This window comes from Streptomyces hygroscopicus (assembly GCF_026168105.1).
Taxonomy (GTDB): domain Bacteria; phylum Actinomycetota; class Actinomycetes; order Streptomycetales; family Streptomycetaceae; genus Streptomyces; species Streptomyces hygroscopicus_D.
The window spans coordinates 28,774-50,110 of the sequence record NZ_LBMW01000054.1; the positions used below are offsets into that span (position 1 = coordinate 28,774).

The following is a 21,337-nucleotide window of genomic DNA, read 5'->3' on the forward strand; positions in this document are numbered from 1 at the left end:
CGGGCGCCGTGCGGCCGGGTGTGAGGACACCCGGCACCCCTGAGGAGGCAGCCATGTCCGTCACCGCGCCCACCCCCGGCACGGTCACCACACAGATACCCGCCCGCCTCGATCGTCTGCCCTGGTCGCGCTGGCACTGGATGATCGTGATCGGACTCGGCACGGTATGGATCCTCGACGGCCTCGAGGTCACGGTCGTCGGCAGCATCGCGAGCCGTCTGTCGGAGCCCGGCAGCGGACTGGCGATCTCCTCCGGGCAGGTCACCGGCCTCGCGGCCGCGCTGTATGTGGCGGGCGCCTGTTCGGGCGCCCTCTTCTGGGGCCGCCTCACCGACCGCTACGGCCGCAAGAAGCTCTTCATGATCACCCTGGCGGTCTACCTGGGAGCCACGGCCCTGACGGCGGTCTCCTTCGCGCCCTGGTGGTTCTTCCTCTTCCGCTTCCTCACCGGCTTCGGTATCGGCGGCGAGTACGCGGCCATCAACTCCGCGATCGACGAGCTGATCCCGGCGAGCTACCGCGGTCGCGTCGACCTGATCATCAACGGCAGCTTCTGGATCGGCGCGGTCGGCGGGGCGCTGCTGTCGATCATCGCGCTGAACACGAACATCCTGCCGCAGGGCGTCGGCTGGCGGCTCACCTTCGCCCTGGGCGTCGTCCTCGGCCTGGTGATTCTCCTGGTGCGACGGCACGTCCCCGAGAGCCCGCGCTGGCTGCTGATCCACGGCAGGGAACAGGAAGCGGAACAGGTGGTTTCCGGGATCGAGCGGCGGGTCGAGGCGGAGAAGGGTGAGCCGCTTCCGGCCCCTCAGGGCGAGATCACCATCCATCAGCGCGAGAGCATCGGCTTCGGCACCATCGCCCGCACGATCTTCCACAAGTACCGCAAGCGCGCCGTCCTCGGCCTCTCCCTCTTCATCGGCCAGGCGTTCCTCTACAACGCGATCACCTTCGGCTTCGGCGCGATCCTGACCAAGTTCTTCAACATCCCCGCCGACCACACCGGCTACTACTTCGCCGTCATCGCCGTCGGCAACTTCCTCGGCCCGCTGCTGCTCGGCAAGCTCTTCGACACGGTCGGCCGCCGGGTCATGATCTCGTCGACGTATCTGCTCTCGGGTGTGCTGCTGTTCGTCACGGCCTGGCTGTTCGGCCGCGGTTCGCTGAGCGCGGGCACACTGACCGCCTGCTGGTGCGTGGTGCTGTTCTTCGCCTCGGCGGGCGCCTCCAGCGCGTACCTGACCGTCTCCGAGGTGTTCCCGATGGAGACGCGGGCCATGTCCATCGCCTTCTTCTACGCCATCGGCACAGCGGCCGGCGGCGTCAGCGGCCCGCTCCTGTTCGCGGATCTCACCAACACCGGCCGGGTCGGTGACACCGTCCTCGCCTTCCAGATCGGCGCCTCCCTGATGTGCGCTGCCGGGCTGGTCGCGGCGCTGCTGGCGGTCCGGGCGGAACGGCGGCCGCTGGAGGACATCGCCAGGCCGCTGACGGCGACGGCGCTGGAGGCGGCACCTTAGCGATCACCCTCCGGGGCGATCTGAGTATCCGTACTCTGTCCGCGCCGCCGCCCCGCGGGAACCCTCGTACACATGACCGAGAAGCTGCTCCGCCCCATGCGAACGCGCTCCCTGACCGCACGCTGGCTGATCCGCCTGCTCGGCGCCCTGCTCGCGGCCGGGGCGTATCTCCTGTGCCTGCCGTGGGACCTGCGCAACCGGCCGACGGCCCCCGGGGCCACCGAGGAGACGACCCCCGTGACGGTCACCGGGGTCGTCCTCCTCACGGTGGCCCTGCTGCTCCTCGCGGCCTACTTCGGCCACTGGGACGGGCTGGGCTGGCCCCTGCTGCTGGTGGCGGTGCCCCCGGCCGCGCTGATGCACGTCTCCTTCCGCACCCACCCGGAACAGGACGCCTCGCTGTGGCCCCTGGCCTGGGGCTTCTTCACCCTGCTGATCGCGGGCGGGGTGTATGTCACGGCGGGTGTGGCGCGGGCGTTCCGGGGGCAGTGGGCGAAGGAGGACCTGACGCTCTCGAATCCGCTGTGAGACGGCCGCTGTGAGACGGCCGCTGTGATTCGGAAGGACCGACGGGCCCGAGTGCCGGTGTACGGGCTCGGGCACCGGCGTGACGGGGTCAGGCGCCGTAGAAGTACCGCGTCCCCTTCTCGATGAAGTGGGACGCGTAGACGCGGCCGAGGGCGGGCTTGCCGCGGTACATGCCCACGTACTGGTGGGTGCTGTCGACCACGACGGGCCGGGCCATGCAGGCGAACCTGGTGCGCTGCTGAGCCTCCGCCCAGTGCACGGCGGCCGGTTCGACACTCTCGCCGACCAGCACGGGGAAGGCGCCGACGCCGGTCTGCAGGCCCACGGGCAGTCCGCTCTTGGTGTCCCGGGCATACTTCAGGACGCTGTCGGTGAAACTCTCGATGGTCCCCGCCGTGATCACGGGGACCGCCGCGGCCACCGTGAACAGATGCAGGTTCGTGGCCATCCAGCGCATCCGGAAGTCGGACCGCCGCCCGACCAGCACCTGGGTCCCGCCCCAGTCCTCCCACCGGGTGCTGCAGCCGTCGGCCGTCAGCCGGCTCTGGAGCGCGGCGAGATAGGCCGCGGACGCCGACTGCTGCTGCCCGTACCCCGCCGACTGCTGCCCATATGCCTGTCCGTACATGTGCGCGATCCTAGGCCCCGCATGTCTCCGGCCCGTCAGGCCCCCGTGGTGGAGCCCGGGCGCACGATCATCAGGATGGTCACGGCCGCCCACAGAAGGTTGAAGATCCCGGTCACCATGGCGAGCCGCACGGTCGCCCGCTCGTTCACCTCGCCCGCTTCGACGCCCTCCAGGATCGTCTCCTGCCGGGGCAGCACCAGGGCGGCGAGTACCGCCGAGGCGACCGTCGTCAGCACGATCGACACGATCAGCCAGGTGTCACCGAGGACACCCATGTTCTTCGCGGTGGCGAACCCGAACACCGGGACCACGACGCCCACCACGGCGTACACCCGGCGGATGCGGTGCAGGAGCGCAAGGGTGTGTCGACTCTCCTCCGGCTGGGCGACCGCCTTGCGTGCGGTGCGCGGGAACATGCTCGCGGCGACGGTGACGGGTCCGATGGCGATGATCGCGGCGAGGACGTGGACGGCGAGAAGGAACTTGGTCACGGGCCGACGCTAGGGACCGTGCGGATCTCGGGAAAGTGGCGAAATTGCCAGTACCCAGCGGATTCCCGCCCCTGTTTCCTGCCACCGTTCCTGCCTCAAGTTCCCGCGACAGCCTTGCCACGGCCTTGCCACGGCCTGCCGCTCAGGAGTCTTCGCCAGGATGACGGCGGCGTCGTCCAGGACCCCAGGATCTCCCACCACGACGTCCGCCGGCCCGACTTGGCCGTAACCCGGTGTACCCCTACGCTCTCGCCATGCACACCGTGGCCGTTCTGGCGCTCGACCAGGTGATCCCCTTCGACCTCTCGGCCCCGATCGAGGTCTTCTTGCGCACCCGCCTGCCGGACGGCCGGCCCGCCTACCGGGTGCACATCTGCGCGCCGACGGAGGAGGTGGACGCCGGCGCGTTCCGGATCCGGGCGCCGTACGGCCTCGACGCGCTCGCGGAGGCGGACACGATCATCCTGCCGGGCACGGCGGACCCGATGCTGCCGCTGCCGGAGGGCGTGTCCGAGGCCCTGCGCGCGGCCGCGGCGAACGGGACGCGCATCGCGTCCGTGTGCGTGGGAGCGTTCGTGTTCGCGGCGACGGGCCTGCTCGACGGACAGCGGGCCACGACCCACTGGGCGGCGGCGGCAATGCTGGCCGAGCGCCACCCGAAGGTCACGGTCGACCCGGACGTGCTGTACGTGGACGAGGGCCAGTTCCTCACTTCGGCGGGCGCCGCCGCCGCGCTCGACCTGTGTCTGCACATGATCCGCAAGGACCACGGCTCGGCGGTCGCGGCGGACGCGGCCCGGCTGTCGGTGATGCCGCTCGAACGGGAGGGCGGCCAGGCCCAGTTCATCGTCCACGCCCGGCCGCCGGCCCCCGCCGGGGCCACCCTGGAACCCTTGCTGAGCTGGCTGGAGGAGTACATGGGCCGAGATCTGACCCTGGACGACATCGCGGCCCGTGCGGGCATGAGCACCCGCACCCTGAACCGCCGCTTCCGCGAACAGACCGGCACGACGCCGTTGCAGTGGCTGCACCGGGCGCGGATCCGGCGCGCCCAGTACCTCCTCGAGACGACGACGTACCCCGTCGAGCGCATCGCGGCCCAGGCCGGCTTCGGCTCTCCCACGGCGTTCCGGGACCGCTTCAAGCGGGTGGTCGGCACCAGCCCGTACGCGTACCGGCGGGCGTTTCAGGGCGTACGGGTGCCTTCCGGGACGGCGGCTTCGTAGCGAGCCGCACTCCGGTCCGCGGGAGGCGGCGGCCTCGTCCTTGCCGGACCCCAAGGGCTGCCCCGTAATCCCCGGCGGGCGCACGACGACAGCTACGGCACCTCGCTGCGTTGTCGGATCGACCGAATACGCCCAGTATGGGGACGACCCTCCGCCTTGTGATGCACCGCATCCGACGCCGCGCGCCGATCCACCGGGGATTACGGGACAGCCCTTAGCCGCGCCGGTCGGCGACGGCCCAGGAGGCGAGCGCGACCGCCCCGGCCACCCCGAACACGGCGGGCCAGGCGCCCACCTTCTTGGCCAGCGGATGCGACCCGGCGAAGGCGGCGACATATGCCGCGCTCAGTGCCCCCGCCGCCGCGCCACCGGCCTGCCGCCGCCACTGCCGGGCCGCCGCGGCCCCGGCGACGGCCAGTACGGCCCCACCGAGCTGCCGCCTCTTGCTCCAGCGGGCGACTCCGTACCCGCCGACGAGCCCGCTTGCGGCCACCAGTGCCGTAGGAACCTTCGCCATCGCTGTCTGCCTCCCGTTGGTGCGTGTCCTCGCCTTGTGCGGCGAAGCCGGTGCGTGTCCTCGCCATTGCGGCGAAACGAGGCTAACTCCGCGCCGGGCCCCTCGCCCCGCGCCGGGCGCTGTGCCAGCCCCGCGAAGGCCGCACGGCCCTGCTGACACCAAGAGACGCACGTCACACTCGACCGGCACGGCCGCATGTCACATCTCGCCGTGCCGATCCGTCAGTGCTGTGTAACCGTCGACACGGCAAGGAGATCACCATGGACGCCCGTCTCAACCTCTACGGCAACCCCCTCGCGGCCAAGCTCGTGAAGCACATCAACTCGGCGGGCAAAGTCGTCGCGGACTCGACGCTGCCGGCCGCGACACAGGAACTGGTGAAGATCCGCGCCAGCCAGATCAACGGCTGCGGCTTCTGCACCGACATGCACACCAAGGACGCGGCCCACGCCGGGGAGACCTCGGTCCGCCTCAACCTGATCGCGGCCTGGCGGGAGGCCAAGGTCTTCACCGACGCCGAGCGGGCCGCCCTGGAGCTGACCGAGCAGGGCACGCGCATCGCCGACGCGGCCGGCGGTGTCACCGACGAGGCCTGGGCGAACGCCGCCAAGCACTACGACGAGGACCAACTCACCGCCTTGGTGGGCCTGATCGCCCTCATCAACACCTACAACCGCATGAACGTGATCATCCAGCAGCCGGCCGGCGACTACCAGCCGGGCCAGTTCGGCTGACCACAAGCAGGAAGGCCCGCAGGCGGGTGCCGACCCCCTCAGGGGAGCGGAACCCGCCTCCGTACTCGCACATCACCAACTCGCCGGAGTGCACCGACCTTTTCCGGCCTGTCACCGGCCGCGGTCCTGTGACTCCGGGACTCGTCGGCGTTGGCGGCGTTCTGGTCGGCTCGGTCGGCTGCGCTGCGGGCGGTCTTCGCGGAGTCCGCTGCCTGGTCGGCGCTTGTCTGTGCCTGGGCGGCCGACTTTTTCGCGTCCGCGGCGTACTTGCCTGCCTGGTCGGTGCTCTTCTGTGCCTCGGCAGCCGCCTTGTTCGCTTCGTCCTTCGCGTTCTTGGCGGTCGCGGCGGCCTTGGCGGCCAGCCAGCTGTCCTTGCGCGCCGAGGCGGCGATGCCGTCGGCTTCGTCGAGCAGCCGCTGCATCTGCGCGGTGTGGGCCTGGGCGAGCTTGTCCTTGCGGTCGGCCATGTACTGGCCGACCTCGAGGAACTCGTGCAGCTGGTCCGCGGGTCCGGTCAGGGCGATCTTCGCGGCCGCCTGCACCTCCGGACCGCCGTCATTGACCAGCTTGGACGCCAGCACCCGCTCATAGCGTCACCGGTGTGCTCGGCGATGGTCCAGCAGTTCTTGCGCGGCAGGTCCGACAGCATCCCGAGAACCAACTGCCGCACCCGGCGTCCGGGTTCGACCCGGGAGAACCGGCCGGCTATCCGGCCCATGAGTCCCTCGAATGTGTCCTGCCAACGGGTAAGCGCTACGCTGGCGCCCGAGGCTGCTGCATGATCATTGGTTGTCCACACAACACCGAATGATCAACGGCGGCCTCACCTGCTCGGACGCCACCGGAACCAGTAGTCGACCCCCGCGACCCGGTAGCGAGCGCCCGCGGGGACGGTTCGATCCGCCGATACGAGGCGATGTGCACGCCGATGGGCAAGGACTTGTCGTAAGGGGAGAGCTGGCATGGCGGGGGAACTGTGGGCATCGACTTTCTCGCTCGCAGGTGTTGCGCTCGGCGGTGCGCTGACGGCGTTCACACAGCGCGCTGCCCAGCGGTCGGCTGATCGGGCCGAGGAACGGCGACAGTCGGCGGCGACCGCCGAGATGCGCCGGGCCGAGCAGGTGCAGGCGATCAAGGAGTTCCTTGTGTGCGCCCAGGACGCCGAGCGGGCCGCCTACAGTCGCCCGGAACCCTGGGGTGACGACGAGGACGGCTGGATGACCCGCACACAAACAGTGATGACCAAGCTTTGGACTGCGGATCGCGGTGTCGTCCTGCTCTGCGACCCAGCCCTGGAGGCTCCCGCTCGTGCTTACGGGCGAGCGCTCAACCAGGCGGTCTGGCGGGAGATCGGTGGCATGGAGGTCAACGAGCACCTCGAAGAGCAGAAGAATGCCTTCATGATCGCAGCTCGCGCGAGCCTGGCCCTTACATGACCTCTTGTGGGGCCGGGCCTCACTGAAGCTCCTGTGAGACGAGACCGCCCGCACTCAGCCTTCGGTGAGATCACTCAACCTTCGGTGCGGCAGGACGGCAGCCTCCGCATCCGTGATCACGATCTACGGCTGGGTACTAAGTCAGGTCGCCCCGACTCAACGCATCTACAAAGCGACGCCAAGCACGGAGTGGAACCGAGACGACGGGACCTCTCACGTTCTTGGAGTCGCGTATGAGCGTGCCTTCGCTCGTGGCCGCACATTCGACGCATTCACCACCCGCACCATTGCTGTACGACGACGTGAACCACATCGGATGGTCGATGCCCTGGATCTCTGCGACGTTCAATTCGCGTATTCCTTCAGGATGGACTTGATCAGCTGACCGGAGCGTTGAGGGCTCAGGGCTGCGGCTCGCAGGCCGTCGAACGCCCTTGTGTATTCACGAACATGGTGCTCGCCCTCCAAGTAGATGGCATCCGTGATGCCGTCCCGGTACACGATGTCCGGATCTCCCTGATCGGGGAAGCCGAGCATGGTGAAAGAGCCCGTGGCCGGATAGGTGCCGGAGTCGAAGGGCAGGACCTGCAAGGTCACGCTGGGCAACTCCGCCGACTCCATTACACGTTCGACTTGCTCCCGCATCAGTGCTCGATCTCCGATGACGTTGCGCAGGGCGCCCTCGTTCACGACGAACCAGGCATCCGGAGGTGACAACTGGGTCAGCATCGTCTGGCGTTCCATGCGTACACGTACAGCGCGATCGATGTCCTCGGGAGACATATGTGCGCCTGCCTTATGGAGTTCAGTCGCGTACGCGGGCGTCTGCATGAGGCCGGGAACCAACTCGCACTGGTACTGGCGCAGTGCCGAGGCGTCCTGCTCAAGACCGATGTAGATGTTGAACCACTCGGGCACACCGGCACCATGGACTTGCCACCAACCTCGGGTCTTTGCCTGCCGAGCCAGTGACTTCAGGAACTCACGCAGTTCGCCGCTGGTGCCGTAGAACCGGCACAGGGCATCGATGTCGGAGGGTTGAACCCTGCCACTGCCCGTTTCCATCCGGTTGACCTTGGAACCGCTCCAGTCGAGGGCCTCGCCGACCTGAGCACAGGTGAGTGCGCTCTTTTCCCGAAGCTTCTTGAGCTCGATCGACAGCCGGCGGCGGCGTGCCGTCGGTGAACCGGCCATCTCAACCCTCTCAACCATCCGTCAGGTACAGGGCGTTCAGTCTTGCGCCAAGGGGTGCGCTTGCCAATCACTCGGAAGTGGGAATCCCTTCCTGCACATTGCACGACGGGATGCGCTGACGTCATTCTGTGCAGCGGTGGCACTGAGGGTGAGCACTTGTAACGCTCTGGTCATCCCGTGTCGAATCGTGCAACGAGAGGGGCCCCAGTGACGCAGGAAGCGTGCATGTCCCGAAGGCCGTGGGACCTGGCTTTTACGGCTGAGCCTGAGGAGGTGGCCGCACGTACGGCGGATACCAGACCGAGTGATCAAGTTCGACGCACCATTCGACACCGGATGTTAAAGATCAAGTTAGGGTCACGCGGGCCGAAGAACTGCTCGACCTGTACCGCAGGGAGCATCTGACCTCGTCCGGCTCCAGGAGTCTGAGAGCCGTCACCTCTGAGGAGGCGGCGATCCTTGTCATCGCCGACCTCCTCCACTGGTTGCGAGCCCATGGGCTGGACGCCGATGAAGTACTTGACCGGGCCCAGATGCGCTTCGATGCCGAAGTCGGCGGCTCGGGAAGCTGTGGGTGAGCCGTCATCCAGCGGCGATGGCCGAGTACGCCCACACGTCTGCCGGGATTTCGTGCTTCAGCCGCCAGGTGATGGCCATCGGCTTGCTCCCCCTGTGCTCGACGTAGTCGGCGGGGCCGAGCAGCATCCATGGCTGGGGGCCGCCGATGTCGGTGCTCTTGTAGCGGCGTACGAAGAGCAGGACATGACTGCCTTCGTCGGCATGACGCTGGTAGCGGAGGCCGGTGGCGGAGGTCTCCGACGTTTGGTTCTGGCACTCCCAGTGGAAGAGGGTCTCGCTGAGTGCGTAGTCGTGGTAGCGAGTCTGCGGAGAGAAGTCCTTCTCGTCTTTTTCCAAGGTGATGAGCAACGCGTCAGTCTTAATCGACTCGCACCACTTCACGCCCTCGCGGAAGTCGCCAGGCATAAAGCCACCGATGTATGACTGGCCGAGCGCGGGGAGTATCTCCTCACGGCTGTATGAGGCGTGGATGGTCAGTGGAACGTCGATGGGGCCGCCTATCCCGAGGAGGGGAACGGGCATGTGCTCGGTGTGGGCGAGGTTGTACTCCAGCACCTGCCTGAGCTCACTACGTACTGCGTGCTGGTTGCGAAGCGCCGCGAAGCCCGCGTCGTAGTCTGCGAAGTCCTTGCGAGTGATGCCTCCCAAGGGCCAGAGCTGAAAGAAGAGCATGCGAGCATAGGCCTGCTGCTGCTCGTCGAGTGCGCCGTAAGGCGGGGCGTTGTCCTCCAACATCCGTGTGTACGCGGCAACCCGCAGCGGATCGTCCACGTGGAGGAAGGCGGAAACCCTCTTGAGGAGCGCGGCCTCTCCCTCCGGTGCCTGACCTTTCAGTAGACCGGAGCGCCGGAGCAGGCCTGTCCATGAGTTCCCGTTGCCCCGGTAGAGCTCCTTGAGCTCACGCCCGCTCTCGTGGAGATAACTGCTCAACTTGGGTTCGGCATACTCGGCTACCTCACGCGCCAAAGCCGTGACATTGACGCCGATCTGGTCCTTGATGTTCGCGATGATCGTTTTCTTTGCCTTCTCCTCCAAGATGATCTGGCAGCCCGAGGGAAGTTGCGGGAAGTCGCGCTCGATGTTGTCCAGGAGTCGCTTGCGAGTCAAATTAGTGAGGGCCCGGAACTGGTTCTCGAAACGAAACTCCTTGCGGTGCTGGCCGATGAAGTCCAGTACGGTCAAGACAGATTTGTTCTCGCTGTGTCGCAGCCCACGGCCGAGTTGCTGAAGGAAGACGGTTGCGCTGGAGGTGGGGCGGAGCAGGAGTAGGGTATCTACGTCGGGGATGTCAAGGCCTTCGTTGAAGAGGTCGACAGAGAAGATCACCTGTAGTGCCCCGGATGCGAGGTCGTCGAGTGCTTTCTTGCGTCCCTTGTCAGGAGTCCCTCCTGACAGCGCCACCGCATCGATACCGGCGGCCCGAAAGTACTCCGCCATGAAGTGCGCGTGCGCGACCGATACGCAAAAGCCCAGTGCTCGCATGGTGCCAGGCTCGGCAATCTTCTCCTCTACTGCCTTAACGACCAGACGTGCTCGCGCATCATTGCCGGTCAGAACGTTGCTCAGAGCGCTCGCGTCGTAATCACCTCGCTTCCACTCGACCGCGCTCAGGTCGGTGTTGTCGCTGATGCCGAAGTAATGGAACGGGCTCAGGAGGTCATTCTCCAAGGCCTCCCACAGGCGCATCTCCGCAGCAATCCGGCCGTCGAAGAACTCGTCCTGAATGTTCTTGCCGTCCATGCGCTCGGGCGTTGCGGTCAGCCCCAGCAACTCCATCGGTTGGAAATGATCGAGGACCTTCCGATACGTTGGCGACGTGCCGTGGTGGAACTCATCGATCACGATCACGTCGAAGTGATCAGGAGTAAGACGATCCAAGGCGCGCGCGTTCAGCGACTGCACACTCGCGAAGACGTGTGTCCAGCGTTCAGGGATCTCTCCGCTGTGCAGGTGTTCGCCGAAGTTCGCATCGACCAGGACGTCTTGGTAAGTGCGGAGCGACTGCTGCAGGATTTCTTTGCGGTGGGCGACGAACAACAGCCGTAGGTCACGACCGTGCTTCTTGCGTAGTTGCTTGTAGTCGAGCGCTGCCATGACGGTCTTGCCGGTGCCTGTAGCCGCAACGAGCAGATTTCGATGCCGGTCATGGACCGTACGTTCGACCTCTAGCCGCTCCAGCATGTCGCGTTGGTGTGGATAGGGGCGTACCTCAAGGCCGGACAGCGTGATTCTGCGGTCCATTCCTGCTTTCGAAGAGGTGCCTGCCGCAACTGCCAGCGCTTCCTGGAGACGGCTTCCGTCGGTCACAGGGTCGTACGTCTCGAAGGACGGGTCGCTCCAGTACGCCTCGAAGGTGGCGTCGAACTTTCGTAGGACGTTGGGCGTAGCGACGGACGACAGCCGAACGTTCCACTCCAGCCCGTCCAGTAGCGCAGCCTTGGAGAGGTTGGAGCTGCCGACGTACGCCGTGTCGTAACCACTGTTACGGCGGAACAGCCAGGCCTTGGCGTGCAGCCGCGTGGACCGCGTCTCGTAGTTGACCTTCACTTGGGCGTTGAACTCGTGTACCAGCCTGTCCAGGGCCCGCCGCTCGGTCGCGCCGACATACGTGGTTGTGATGACGCGTATGTGCACGCCACGCTCGTGGGCCGCTCTCAATGACTGCTCTATGATTCGCAGCCCGTGCCACTTTACGAACGCGCACAGCAGGTCAATGCGGTCTGCCGTGGCAAGCTCCGCCCTCAACTCCGTCCCCAGGTTGGGGTCGTCCGGGGCGTTGGTGATCAACGCGGCCTCGGATAGCGGCGTAAGGGGCCGAATCGCGTAGACGCCGGCCGCTTCCTGCTCGGCGAGTGCGAGCAACTGCCGAGGACCGTCGGCGACGGCGCTGACCATCTGGTCGAGATCTGCGTCGGGAGCGCTGGCGGCCAGCGATCGTATGAGCTGGTTGGCGACTGCCACCTGCTGGTCGTGGGGTAGTTGACTCAGCCGGAGCCTCACAGCCTCGCCGATGTGAAGAGCCAGCACGTGCGGGGTGGACTCTTCGCTTACCTCCGCGTCGATGGCCTTCCAACCAGCCGCGTTCAACAGCCTCATCTGTGTCTGCAGGCGGTGAGTGATGAGCTTCTCGTACACGCCTGCGACAGGCTGTGACAGATCCCCTGGCTGCGTCACGCGCGCCCCCCTGATCGCTTGTGCGGCAACAACAGTTGTAACAGGGAGCACTGACACGCCGTGGGAGCTTGACTGGACCAGGGTCCACCTTGGGCGGGAATATCCGGTCGAAGCTCAAGAGGCACGGGAAGCACAAGATCCACTTGGACTACATTCGCTGGCACCGCGAGTGGTGGCTGGGTAGGACTGACCCCAGCGAGAAGTAGGGCTGGGGTCGCTGCCCGGGCGCGGTGTGGGATAAGGGCTGATCGACTACTCGGCCCCGTGACACCCCGCGTACGCCCGCCCCGACCCGCACCAGCACCCCGCCCCAGTCTCCGGTGGCCAGGTCACAGCGCGGCCCCGAGCCGCAAGAGTCGTCGCGTACTGGGGCAGGAGCGTCATGTCCGTCGGGGACGTGCCCTCCGATGCCGCGAACGCCTCGTACGACGGGACCGTGCCCGTCACGATGCCCAGGTTCGGCGTGCCGGAGGCCGCGAGCTCCCGCAGGGAGTCCTCTATGGTCGCCAGGTGCTCGTCGTGGGACGGGTACTCGCCGGCCAGCGACGGGTACGCCGACACCAGTTCCTGCAGCTCGGCCGAGGGCCAGTGGAGGATCGCCACCGGGAACGGGCGCGACAGCGCCTCCCGGTACGCGCCCAGCTCTGCCCGCAGGCGGCTGATCTCCGCCTCCAGTTCCGCCGGGTTGTCCGAGCCGAGGGACCAGATCCGCTTCGGGTCGTGGAGCTCGTCCAGGGAGACCGGGGAGGAGTGCAGGGCGTCCGCGAGGGCGTCCCACTCGTCGTGTGCCGCGCCCAGCATGCGGCGGACCCGGTGGCGGCCGTACAGGAGCGGGTGCATGGACTGCGAGGGTTCCGGGGCGTCGCCGAGCAGGAGCCGCAGCCCCTCCGTGAACGTCGCCTCCGCCGCCTCCAGCTCGTCGTGCGACTCCAGGGACTCCGCGACGATCACCCAGGGCGCCGCCTGCCGGGGGGAGGCCGCGCGGACTCCGTCGATGATCGCCCGCGCCTCCGCCTCGTGGTCGTACTCCCACAGGTTGGACGCCTTCAGGGCTCGTACGAGGTGGGGGTTGTCCAGCGGCTCGGGGGAGGACAGCAGGCGGTCGTACAGCGCGGTCGCGCCCGGGCGGTCGCCGGCCAGTTCCCGGTGGGCCGCGGCCTGCAACAGCAGGTGCTCCGCGTCCTCGGGGTACAGACCGGCAGTCCGCTCCAGGCGTGCTGCTTCGGCGTTGTGATCGACGTTCTCGGCAGGCGTGTCGGGGCGCATGGGGGACACCGTACTGCCGCGCAGCGACAAAGGAGAGAGATTCGCAGGCCAGAGCGGCGAAGGGTTCCCTTCCCGGGTCCTGCCCGGCCGGGGCGCGGTGCCCGGTCCCGGGCGCCGCATGGCGGCTCGCGCCGCGCCCAGACCGGGTCGCGACGCTCAGGTGGGCAGTGCTTCCGGCGTTGGACTCCGACGTCGGTGCCGGCCGAGCCGACCGGGTGATCAGCGGCGCCGACGTTTCCCAGGCGCCTGGCGAGAACTGCTCGACCGTGGCGAGGCCGTGGCGAGGCGGTGGCGAAGCACAAGTATGGCTGGATCGCCGCAGTCAGTGGCTGCTTGTTGCTCAAAGTAATGCCGCGGGGCGACGGCAGGTGACATCATCTGCGGTACTCGCGGCAGCCCTCTCGCTGCAGGCCTGCAGCGAGAGGGCTGGGCGCACACATGCCGAGGGGGAGCCCGCCTCACCTCTGCTCGCTTGCGACGGTCCTACCTGTCCATGCACGACTTGGGGCCGTTCATGACCTGGTATCACCACGGCTGGCTCGCCGGTTACGCGTTACCGGCTGCCTTCAGCGCCGGCCTTGCGTGGGTCGGCTTGGTCCGCCACTCCGTTGGGAAGGGCCGACTGCTGGGCAGCTGGAGGTCCGCCGCCCTGACACTCGCGGTTCTCGCTCTGACGGGCGCAGTCGGCATCGCTGCCGGGTTGGCGCTGCCGCACCTGGCCAAACTGCCTCCGAGCGCCGCGGGCCTGGCCACCGGTGTCACGACCATGCCTCGCAAGAGGCAGGACGATACGACCCAGCCCTACGTCAAGTTCATGACACTCGGCATTGCCTGGTTCAGGGAACGACTCGAGTACCGCATGCAGCTCGATGCTCTCAGCTGGTGCGACCGGTTCTTGGACGGCTTCGAGAAGTCAACGCAGCTGCGTGTGTTCGTGCACGAACTCAAGAACTACGTGACGGACCGGCATCCCACGGCCGTCAAAACGATCACCAACCTGTTCGACGCCGCCGACAAGGCCATGATCAATGCCCTTGAGGTGCAGACGACGACCGATGAGGCCCGCCGCGAGGTCCACATCGCCTGGATGCGGGAGCCGACCGACGAAGAGGTCTTTCAGTGCCGCAGTGCTTTCGGCGAAGCCCGCAACCGCTGCGGAGATCTGTTGCTGTATGCCTACGTGCACGGCCGCCGGACAGAACAGACCGAGCTTGAGGCACTGCGCGCCAAGGCACTGTCCAGCGACGCCTTCCACAGTGCGGCACTGCCGCAGCAACGGCGACGGTTCAGCCTCCGCCGCGACCTTCGTTAGCGGCGGCAACCCGGCCCGACCTGCACGCCCGCCGGTTCCCAGACCAGTCCGGCAGCCGGGACACGGTCAACGATGCGTCGCGATGCTGCTTCCACGCAAAGACGATGAGTCCCCACTGCTCACAGTGTGCCCCCCTGCGGTGTCCGGGCGGCGGGGAGAAAACCTGATCTCAACGTCGGCCCCCAGCGCTTCCGCTGCCGCAGCCAGAGTACGCACCGTCAGATTTGCGTCACCCGACATGATCTGGCTGACCCTGCCGGGGCTGACTCCCATGGCCTTGGCAAGGTCCGAACGTGTCTTTCCCAGCCCCGCCAACAAGCCTGCGAGAGAAGCCGTTGCCTGACGCGCCAACTGCGCACCGGCTAACTCGGCACTGCTCTCGCTGCGAGCGAAGAAGCTCATGATATGACCCCCAACTCAAGGAACTGCAGCGGGCGTTGCTGCTGCATCAAGGATGCCACCTTTAGGTCTAGCTAAACACTGAGTTGCCGCAAAATCTCTCGGCGTTACGGCGCGCATCGCTCCGTCAGTGTGCCCGTGACCTGCGATATGAGCTTCGCGCGGCAGTCGATCCGTGACTGATTCAACGTCACCCCAACGGGGGTATGCGGTGGCTCCGCTCGGGCGGTCCGTCGTCCCCGTCCTGACACTCGAACGTCAGGACTCCCGTCGTCGGCAGAGACCCGTTTCGTCGGCTACTCGAGCACGGGGCTGGTGAGTTGAAGGGGCGCCGCCTATCGTACGGGCGGCTCCGGCCGAGGAGGCGTACGCATGCGGGCTCCCGTCGTCCACCACGTCAACCGGCGGCGCCGGGCCCTGTGCCGTCGAATGCTCCGAAGTGGCGGGGAACTGCTCGTCACCGTCGGGGCCGTGCTGCTGTTGCTCGTCGTGCACCAGCTGTGGTGGACCAACCGTCAGGCCCGGCAGGGGGCCGAGCGGAAGGTGCAGGCGTTGGAGCGGGAGTGGGGTGGGTCCGGGGCGACCACGGGATCGCCGGCCGTCGGGGGCGCCGTTTCGCCGGCTGCCGGTGGTACCGGCCAGAGCCCCCGGCGGCAGGCCGTCGCCGTCGGCTCCGTCCGCCCCGCCCCCTCCCAGGCCTACGCCGTCCTCGTCATCCCCCGGCTCTCCCTGCGTGCCCCCGTCGCCGAAGGCATCAGCAAGGCCGGTGTGCTCAACAAGGGGTATGTCGGTCACTACCCGGGCACCGCCCAGGCCGGGCAGGCGGGCAACTTCGCGCTCGCCGGGCATCGCAACACCCATGGGGAGCCGTTCCGGTATCTCGACCGCCTCCGTCGGGGGGACGCCGTCGTCGTCGAGACCGGGGCCGCCGTATACACATACGTCGTCGGGCAGGTGCTTCCCGAGACCTCGGCCGGGGACGGGGGCGTCATCGCCGCCGTGCCGCGCAGCGACGTCAAGCCGTCCTACGGGTACGACCGTCCCGGCTACTACCTCACCCTCACCACCTGCACCCCCGAGTTCACCTCCCGGTACCGGCTCGTGGTGTGGGGCACGCTCTCCTCGGCTCGGCCCCGGTGACCTCGGGCCATGCGAATGTCAGTTCGGTCACTGAATCAAGGGGGTGGGAACTCGCTACAGTGGGGCCCATGGCTCTCGGCAAGGACTACGCGAGGCAGGAGTGCTCGATCGCTCGCGCGCTGGAGGTCGTGGGCGAGCGCTGGACGCTCCTCGTCGTGCGCGACGCGTTGTACGGCGTACGGCGCTACAACGACTTCCTGGTGCACCTCGGGATTCCGCGTGCCGTCCTCGCCGCCCGCCTCCAGACCCTCACCGCCGAGGGGATCCTGGAGAAGCGCCGCTACCAGGATTCCCCGCCGCGGGACGAGTACGTTCTCACCGACCGAGGCATCGCCCTGTGGCCGACCCTGCGGGCGCTCGGGCTGTGGGGCCGCGAGCACTTCACCGAGACACAGCTGCGGGCCTTCAGGCACGCGACGTGCGGCACGGAGCTGGAACTCGGGCCGTACGACGAGTGCCCCGCCTGTGGGACCGTCGTGCCCGTCCCGGACGTCGAAATGGTGCCGGGACCCGGACTCGACCCGGCCCCGGCCGACCCGGTCAGCCGGGCTCTGCTCAAACCGAAGAGGCTGCTGCAGCCGATCGAGACGGATCCCGCGTGACCGCTGCCGCACGGTGTTCCGTGTTCCTGTATAACGGCAGGGACCGTTAGGGAACCGTAGGGAACGGCAGTGCTCCACAAGGGCAGTTGCACGGGGGGAGGGCAGTTGGTGATCCGGACCTGCGCGAACCTGCGTCCCACCGCGCTGCTGCTGATCCTTCTCCTCGGGATCGCCGTCCTCGACGCCGGGAGCCTGCCCGCCGCCGTCGCCCTCGCCGCGACCGCCGCGGTCGGCTCCGCCCTCGCCGTCTGTGCGTCGATCGCCGCGCGCAGCGTGCCCGCCGTGCCGCCGACCAGCGTGCGCACGGCCATGCGGGACCGCGAGCGACGTACCGCGTTCCTGCCGCAACGGGACCCCGATGCCCCGGGCCGCAGGCGACCGCGGGCACCTGGGCGCGCCCTTCCGGCGATCATCGCGTAGGGCATCTCTTCCTCGTACGCCGCTGCGAACCGCCGTGGCGGGTACGTCTCTCCGTCGTACGTACGTCTGACCGTTGCGAGTACTTCCCACCGTCGCATGCGGATCTCCCCGCCGTACGTCTGCCCCGCGCGGGTCGTCATGCCGAAACCCCTCATCCCTTCCTGAACCCCGGCACGACTTCCTTCACCCGGTACGACGGCACCCCGGAGGGCTCATTCATGTCGACCTTCATGTCGACCCTCATGTCCGCATTCATGTCCGTGTTCGCAGGGCTGGTCGAGCGGCTGGCCGATCTGCTCCAGCCGTTCTTCCACGCCTCCGCGGCCGCTGCCTCGATCGTCCTGTTCACCGCGCTCGTACGACTTCTGGTCCACCCCCTGTCCCGGGCCGCGGCGCGCGGACAGCAGGCGCGCGCCAAGCTCCAGCCGAGGATCGCCGAGCTGCACAAGAAGCATGCGAAGAACCCGGAGAAGCTGCAGAAGGCCGTCCTCGAACTGCACGCCGAGGAACAGGTCTCCCCGCTGTCCGGCTGCCTGCCCAGCCTCCTCCAGGCGCCGGCCTTCTTCCTCCTCTACCACCTGTTCTCGAGCACGACGATCGGCGGCGAGAGCAACGACCTGCTCACGCATACGCTGTTGGCCGCGCCGCTCGGCGGCCGGTGGGCCGACGCGCTCGGCCACGGCGGCCCTCTCGGGCCGGCGGGGCTCGTCTACCTCGCGCTGTTCGCGCTCGTCGCGGCCGTCGCCGTCTTCAACTTCCGGCGTACGAAGCAGACGATGGCCGACGGTCCGGTTCCGGTCGGTGACGGCGAGCAGGTGCCCGGTCTCGGCGCGGTCAGCAAGGCGATGCCCTTCCTGTCCTTCTTCACCCTCGTCACCGTGGCGGTGGTGCCGTTGGCCGCCGGGCTGTATGTGATCACCAGTGCGACCTGGAGCGCGGTCGAGCGGGCGGTGCTGTACCGCTGAGCGCGGGGCGGTGGCGGTCCAGTCCGTGAACGGGGTATTGCGGACTGGACACCGACCTTGGAGGATCGACCAGTCCTCCGATGGCTGCGCCCAGGGCCGCACTCCGGCGCACCAGTCGGCCGGGCTGCCCACGATCGAGGGAGATTGTGATCATGAAGCTGCTGCGAGTCGGTACGGCGGGGGCGGAGCGGCCCGCGCTGCTCGACGCCGAGGGGACCCTGCGGGACCTGTCGGGTCTCGTCGCGGACATCGACGGACCGCTGCTCGCCGACGACGCGGCGCTCGGCCGTATCCGTGCTGCCGCAGACTCGGGAGAGCTGCCGCAGCTGGACGCCACCGGGCTGCGCATCGGACCGCCGGTCGCCGGTATCGGCAAGGTCGTCTGCATCGGCCTGAACTACCACGACCACGCCCGCGAGACCGGCGCCGAAGCGCCCGCCGAGCCGGTGATCTTCTTCAAGGCGGCGGACACGGTGGTCGGACCCCACGACACCGTGCTCGTGCCGCGCGGGTCCACCAAGACCGACTGGGAGGTCGAACTGGCGGTCGTCGTCGGCCGTACGGCCCGCTATCTGGAGTCGCGGGAGGAGGCGCTCGCGCATGTGGCCGGGTACGCGGTGGCGCACGACGTCTCCGAGCGCGAGTTCCAGATCGAGCGGGGCGGGACCTGGGACAAGGGGAAGAACTGCGAGACCTTCAATCCGCTGGGGCCGTGGCTGGTGACGGCGGACGAGGTGCCGGATCCGCAGAGCCTTTCGCTGAAGCTGTGGGTCAACGGGGAGCTGAAGCAGGACGGGACCACCGCCGAGCAGATCTTCCCGGTCGCCGAAGTGGTGCGGTACGTCAGCCAGTTCATGACCCTGTATCCGGGTGACGTCATCAACACCGGCACACCGGCGGGGGTTGCGCTCGGGCGGCCCGAGCCGAAGCCGTTCCTGCGGGCCGGGGACGTGGTGGAGCTGGAGATCGAGGGGCTCGGGCGGCAGCGGCAGGAGCTGAAAGACGCCTGAGGGATGGGGAACTGCGCGAGTTGGCGGCTGCGGGTTGTTCGTGGTTGGTCGCGCGGTTCCCCGCGCCCCTATGGGGCGCCCCTCACTCTTGGCCTTTGAACCTCTCCAGCGCCTCCACCACCAGCGCGTGGTCCTCCACCTGCGGCAGGCCCGAGACCACCACCGTGCCGATCACGCCAGCGCCCTCGACCGTGACCGGGAAGGCGCCGCCGTGGGCCGCGTACACATCGGGGTCGAGGCGGGAGGACTCCTCGAACGTCGTGCCCTTGGCGCGGAAGCGGGAGCCGACCAGCAGGGAGGAGCAGCCGTAGCGCTCGACGACGCGGCGCTTGCGGTCGATCCAGGCGTCGTTGTCCGGCGTCGAACCGGGCAGCGCCGCGTGGAAGAGCTGCTGGCCGCCGCGGCGGATGTCGATCGCGACCGGGGCCTTGCGGGCCCGCGCCAGCTCCACCAGCAGCGTCCCGAGGGCCCACGCGTCGTCGTAGGTGAAATGATGCAGCGTCAGACGGTGTTCCTGCGCCTCGAGTTCCGCGATGTCCCGTGCCGTCGTCACAGTGCCACCGCCACACCCTCGCGGGCCGAGCGCCGGGCCGCCTCGAGGACGTCCAGAGCCGCGGCCGCCTCGTGCGCGGTGACCGGGTTGGGGCCACCCTCCCGCAGGGCCTTCGCGATCGCCGCGTAGTACGCCGGGTAGTCGCCCCGGAGGGTCGGCACGGGGTGGCCGCCGCCGGTCAGCGGGGACTCGCCGGCGCCCACGCGACCCCACAGGGGCTCGGGTTCGGTGCCCCAGCCGCGGCCGGGGCGCTCGCCCGCGCGCAGCGCCGCCTCCTGCGGGTCCAGGCCGTACTTGACGTAACCCGCCCGGGAGCCCAGGACGCGGAAGCGCGGGCCGAGTTGGGCCGCCGTCGCGGAGGCATGGAGATGGGAACGGACGCCGCTGGTGTGCGTGAGCGCGATGAACGTGTCGTCGTCCGTCTGCGCACCCGGGCGGCGGATGTCCGACTCGGCGTACACGGAGGCGGCGGGACCGAAGAGGACCAGCGCCTGGTCGACGAGATGGCTGCCGAGGTCGTACAGCAGACCTCCGATCTCTTCCGGGTCGCCGGACTCGCGCCAGCCGCCCTTGGGCTGCGGGCGCCAGCGCTCGAAACGGGACTCGAACCGCCAGGTGTCGCCGAGTTCGCCCTCGGCCAGCAGCTTGCGGAGCGTGAGGAAGTCGTTGTCCCAGCGGCGGTTCTGGAAGACGGAGAGCAGCAGGCCGCGCTCCTCGGCCAGGGCCGCCAGGCTGCGCGCCTCGGCCGCCGTGCCCGCGATCGGCTTGTCGACCACGACCGGCAGGCCCGCCTTGAGGGCGGTGGTCGCGAGCGGAACGTGCGTCTTGTTCGGGGACGCGATGACGATCAGGTCCAGCTCGTCGGCGCGGGGCCACAGCTCGTCGGGCGTGGCGGCGAAGCGTACGCCGGGGAACTCGGCGCGGGCCTGCTCCCGCCGCTCCGGGTTCGAGGTGACGACCGTGTCGAGGACCAGGCCCTCGGCGGCGGCGATCAGCGGGGCGTGGAAGACGGAGCCCGCGAGGCCGTAGCCCACGAGGGCCACGCGGAGGGGGGTGTCGGTACCAGGGGCTGTGCCAGTCATGCCTCTACTTTCGCAACGCTGTTGCCAAAGTGCAAGCACGGGGGAGAATGGGTGTGTGAACACGACGTACGCGGGATCCGGTGGAGGCAGACGTGGGGTCGGGGGGACCGTGGCGGGCGGAGTGAACCTGCTGGCGCTGCGCAGTCACAACGCGGCGCTCGTGCTCGATCTGCTGCGGACGGCGGGGGAGAGCGGGATCAGCCGGCTGGAGCTGGCGGAGCGGACCGGGCTCACCCCGCAGGCCGTCAGCAAGATCACGGCCCGGCTGCGCACGGACGGCCTGGTCACGGAGGCTGGCCGCCGCGCCTCCACTGGCGGCAAGCCGCGGACCGTGCTGCGGCTGGTGCCCGGGGCCGGGTACGCGGTGGGGCTGCATCTGGACCGGGACGAACTGCGGGCCGTGCTGTGCGACCTCGCGGGCACGGTGGTCGCGGAGCGGCGGGCCCCACTGGACCTGGGCGCAGGCGCCGACGCCGTGCTGGAGGGGGCGGCCCGGGAGGTGGCGGGGCTGTCGGCCGGGGTCGTGGGGGCGGAGTCCGGGGCCGGGGTCGTGGCGGGGGC

At 68.4% G+C, this 21,337-nt stretch carries 23 protein-coding genes and 1 pseudogene; 12 read left to right on the plus strand and 12 right to left on the minus strand.

Features of this window, described 5'->3' with window-relative positions; all coding sequences use genetic code 11:
* Window positions 1-53: 53 nt before the first annotated feature.
* Complete coding sequence (locus AAW14_RS33455) at window positions 54-1,520, plus strand: MFS transporter (protein WP_265568193.1); 1,467 nt, start codon at window positions 54-56, stop codon at window positions 1,518-1,520.
* Between the two features lie 72 nt (window positions 1,521-1,592).
* On the plus strand, window positions 1,593-2,048 hold the full coding sequence (locus AAW14_RS33460) for a hypothetical protein (RefSeq protein WP_265568194.1): 456 nt from the start codon (window positions 1,593-1,595) through the stop codon (window positions 2,046-2,048).
* Window positions 2,049-2,136: 88 nt separating this feature from the next.
* Here AAW14_RS33460 and AAW14_RS33465 read toward each other — a convergent pair whose 3' ends face one another.
* The gene (locus tag AAW14_RS33465) at window positions 2,137-2,676 is read right to left on the minus strand and encodes a levansucrase (RefSeq protein WP_265568195.1); all 540 of its coding nucleotides are present in this window, start codon (window positions 2,674-2,676) and stop codon (window positions 2,137-2,139) included.
* 35 nt (window positions 2,677-2,711) lie between these two features.
* Window positions 2,712-3,167: a DUF2269 family protein gene (locus AAW14_RS33470; protein WP_265568196.1), complete on the minus strand. Its 456-nt coding sequence runs from the start codon at window positions 3,165-3,167 to the stop codon at window positions 2,712-2,714.
* A gap of 254 nt (window positions 3,168-3,421) precedes the next feature.
* On the opposite strand from AAW14_RS33470, the gene AAW14_RS33475 reads away from it, so the two are divergent.
* Window positions 3,422-4,393, plus strand: a complete 972-nt coding sequence (locus AAW14_RS33475) for a GlxA family transcriptional regulator (protein WP_265568197.1) — start codon at window positions 3,422-3,424, stop codon at window positions 4,391-4,393.
* A gap of 214 nt (window positions 4,394-4,607) precedes the next feature.
* On the opposite strand, the gene AAW14_RS33480 is transcribed toward AAW14_RS33475, so the two are convergent.
* Window positions 4,608-4,910, minus strand: a complete 303-nt coding sequence (locus tag AAW14_RS33480; RefSeq protein ID WP_265568198.1) for a hypothetical protein — start codon at window positions 4,908-4,910, stop codon at window positions 4,608-4,610.
* A 260-nt stretch (window positions 4,911-5,170) separates the two neighbouring features.
* On the opposite strand from AAW14_RS33480, the gene AAW14_RS33485 reads away from it, so the two are divergent.
* Window positions 5,171-5,644: a carboxymuconolactone decarboxylase family protein gene (locus tag AAW14_RS33485; protein ID WP_265568199.1), complete on the plus strand. Its 474-nt coding sequence runs from the start codon at window positions 5,171-5,173 to the stop codon at window positions 5,642-5,644.
* A 38-nt stretch (window positions 5,645-5,682) separates the two neighbouring features.
* On the opposite strand, the gene AAW14_RS33490 is transcribed toward AAW14_RS33485, so the two are convergent.
* Together AAW14_RS33490 and AAW14_RS39915 are read right to left on the minus strand one after the other, a co-directional pair.
* Window positions 5,683-6,225, minus strand: a complete 543-nt coding sequence (locus AAW14_RS33490; RefSeq protein WP_265568200.1) for an ALF repeat-containing protein — start codon at window positions 6,223-6,225, stop codon at window positions 5,683-5,685.
* Window positions 6,226-6,236: 11 nt separating this feature from the next.
* Window positions 6,237-6,362: pseudogene (locus AAW14_RS39915) on the minus strand (IS701 family transposase); the annotation flags it as partial.
* Between the two features lie 244 nt (window positions 6,363-6,606).
* Here AAW14_RS39915 and AAW14_RS33500 point away from each other — a divergent pair.
* Window positions 6,607-7,080, plus strand: coding sequence for a hypothetical protein (locus tag AAW14_RS33500; RefSeq protein WP_265568201.1), 474 nt, complete (start codon window positions 6,607-6,609; stop codon window positions 7,078-7,080).
* A 136-nt stretch (window positions 7,081-7,216) separates the two neighbouring features.
* Here AAW14_RS33500 and AAW14_RS33505 read toward each other — a convergent pair whose 3' ends face one another.
* From AAW14_RS33505 to AAW14_RS33520, 4 genes are all read right to left on the minus strand, one after another.
* Window positions 7,217-7,393 (minus strand): DUF397 domain-containing protein, encoded by a 177-nt coding sequence (locus AAW14_RS33505; protein WP_265568214.1) that lies wholly within the window; start codon window positions 7,391-7,393, stop codon window positions 7,217-7,219.
* A gap of 32 nt (window positions 7,394-7,425) precedes the next feature.
* Entirely contained in the window at window positions 7,426-8,274 is an 849-nt protein-coding gene (locus AAW14_RS33510) for a helix-turn-helix domain-containing protein (protein WP_265568202.1), read from the minus strand.
* A 582-nt stretch (window positions 8,275-8,856) separates the two neighbouring features.
* On the minus strand, window positions 8,857-12,027 hold the full coding sequence (locus tag AAW14_RS33515; RefSeq protein WP_265568203.1) for a DEAD/DEAH box helicase: 3,171 nt from the start codon (window positions 12,025-12,027) through the stop codon (window positions 8,857-8,859).
* Window positions 12,028-12,279: 252 nt separating this feature from the next.
* On the minus strand, window positions 12,280-13,293 hold the full coding sequence (locus AAW14_RS33520) for a hypothetical protein (RefSeq protein WP_265568204.1): 1,014 nt from the start codon (window positions 13,291-13,293) through the stop codon (window positions 12,280-12,282).
* Between the two features lie 514 nt (window positions 13,294-13,807).
* Here AAW14_RS33520 and AAW14_RS33525 point away from each other — a divergent pair.
* Entirely contained in the window at window positions 13,808-14,605 is a 798-nt protein-coding gene (locus tag AAW14_RS33525) for a hypothetical protein (RefSeq protein ID WP_265568205.1), read from the plus strand.
* Between the two features lie 66 nt (window positions 14,606-14,671).
* On the opposite strand, the gene AAW14_RS33530 is transcribed toward AAW14_RS33525, so the two are convergent.
* A complete protein-coding gene (locus AAW14_RS33530) occupies window positions 14,672-15,007 on the minus strand; it encodes a helix-turn-helix domain-containing protein (RefSeq protein WP_265568206.1) in 336 nt (111 codons plus the stop codon).
* A 369-nt stretch (window positions 15,008-15,376) separates the two neighbouring features.
* Here AAW14_RS33530 and AAW14_RS33535 point away from each other — a divergent pair, with 369 nt between their 5' ends.
* From AAW14_RS33535 to AAW14_RS33555, 5 genes are all read left to right on the plus strand, one after another.
* A complete protein-coding gene (locus tag AAW14_RS33535) occupies window positions 15,377-16,144 on the plus strand; it encodes a class E sortase (RefSeq protein ID WP_265568207.1) in 768 nt (255 codons plus the stop codon).
* Between the two features lie 68 nt (window positions 16,145-16,212).
* The gene (locus AAW14_RS33540; protein WP_265568208.1) at window positions 16,213-16,746 is read left to right on the plus strand and encodes a winged helix-turn-helix transcriptional regulator; all 534 of its coding nucleotides are present in this window, start codon (window positions 16,213-16,215) and stop codon (window positions 16,744-16,746) included.
* A gap of 108 nt (window positions 16,747-16,854) precedes the next feature.
* Complete coding sequence (locus tag AAW14_RS33545) at window positions 16,855-17,166, plus strand: DUF6412 domain-containing protein (protein WP_265568215.1); 312 nt, start codon at window positions 16,855-16,857, stop codon at window positions 17,164-17,166.
* Between the two features lie 254 nt (window positions 17,167-17,420).
* Window positions 17,421-18,131 carry a YidC/Oxa1 family membrane protein insertase gene (locus AAW14_RS33550; RefSeq protein WP_265568216.1) on the plus strand — a complete coding sequence of 237 codons (711 nt, stop codon included), beginning with the start codon at window positions 17,421-17,423 and terminating at the stop codon, window positions 18,129-18,131.
* Window positions 18,132-18,283: 152 nt separating this feature from the next.
* Window positions 18,284-19,141: a fumarylacetoacetate hydrolase family protein gene (locus tag AAW14_RS33555; RefSeq protein WP_265568209.1), complete on the plus strand. Its 858-nt coding sequence runs from the start codon at window positions 18,284-18,286 to the stop codon at window positions 19,139-19,141.
* A gap of 82 nt (window positions 19,142-19,223) precedes the next feature.
* Here AAW14_RS33555 and AAW14_RS33560 read toward each other — a convergent pair whose 3' ends face one another.
* Complete coding sequence (locus AAW14_RS33560; RefSeq protein ID WP_265568210.1) at window positions 19,224-19,694, minus strand: heme-degrading domain-containing protein; 471 nt, start codon at window positions 19,692-19,694, stop codon at window positions 19,224-19,226.
* Window positions 19,691-20,776, minus strand: a complete 1,086-nt coding sequence (locus AAW14_RS33565; RefSeq protein ID WP_265568211.1) for a Gfo/Idh/MocA family oxidoreductase — start codon at window positions 20,774-20,776, stop codon at window positions 19,691-19,693. The genes AAW14_RS33560 and AAW14_RS33565 overlap by 4 nt, the downstream gene beginning before the upstream one ends.
* Before the next feature lie 55 nt (window positions 20,777-20,831).
* Here AAW14_RS33565 and AAW14_RS33570 point away from each other — a divergent pair.
* The coding region (locus tag AAW14_RS33570) for a MarR family transcriptional regulator (RefSeq protein WP_416223416.1) at window positions 20,832-21,337 on the plus strand (506 nt) is incomplete at its 3' end.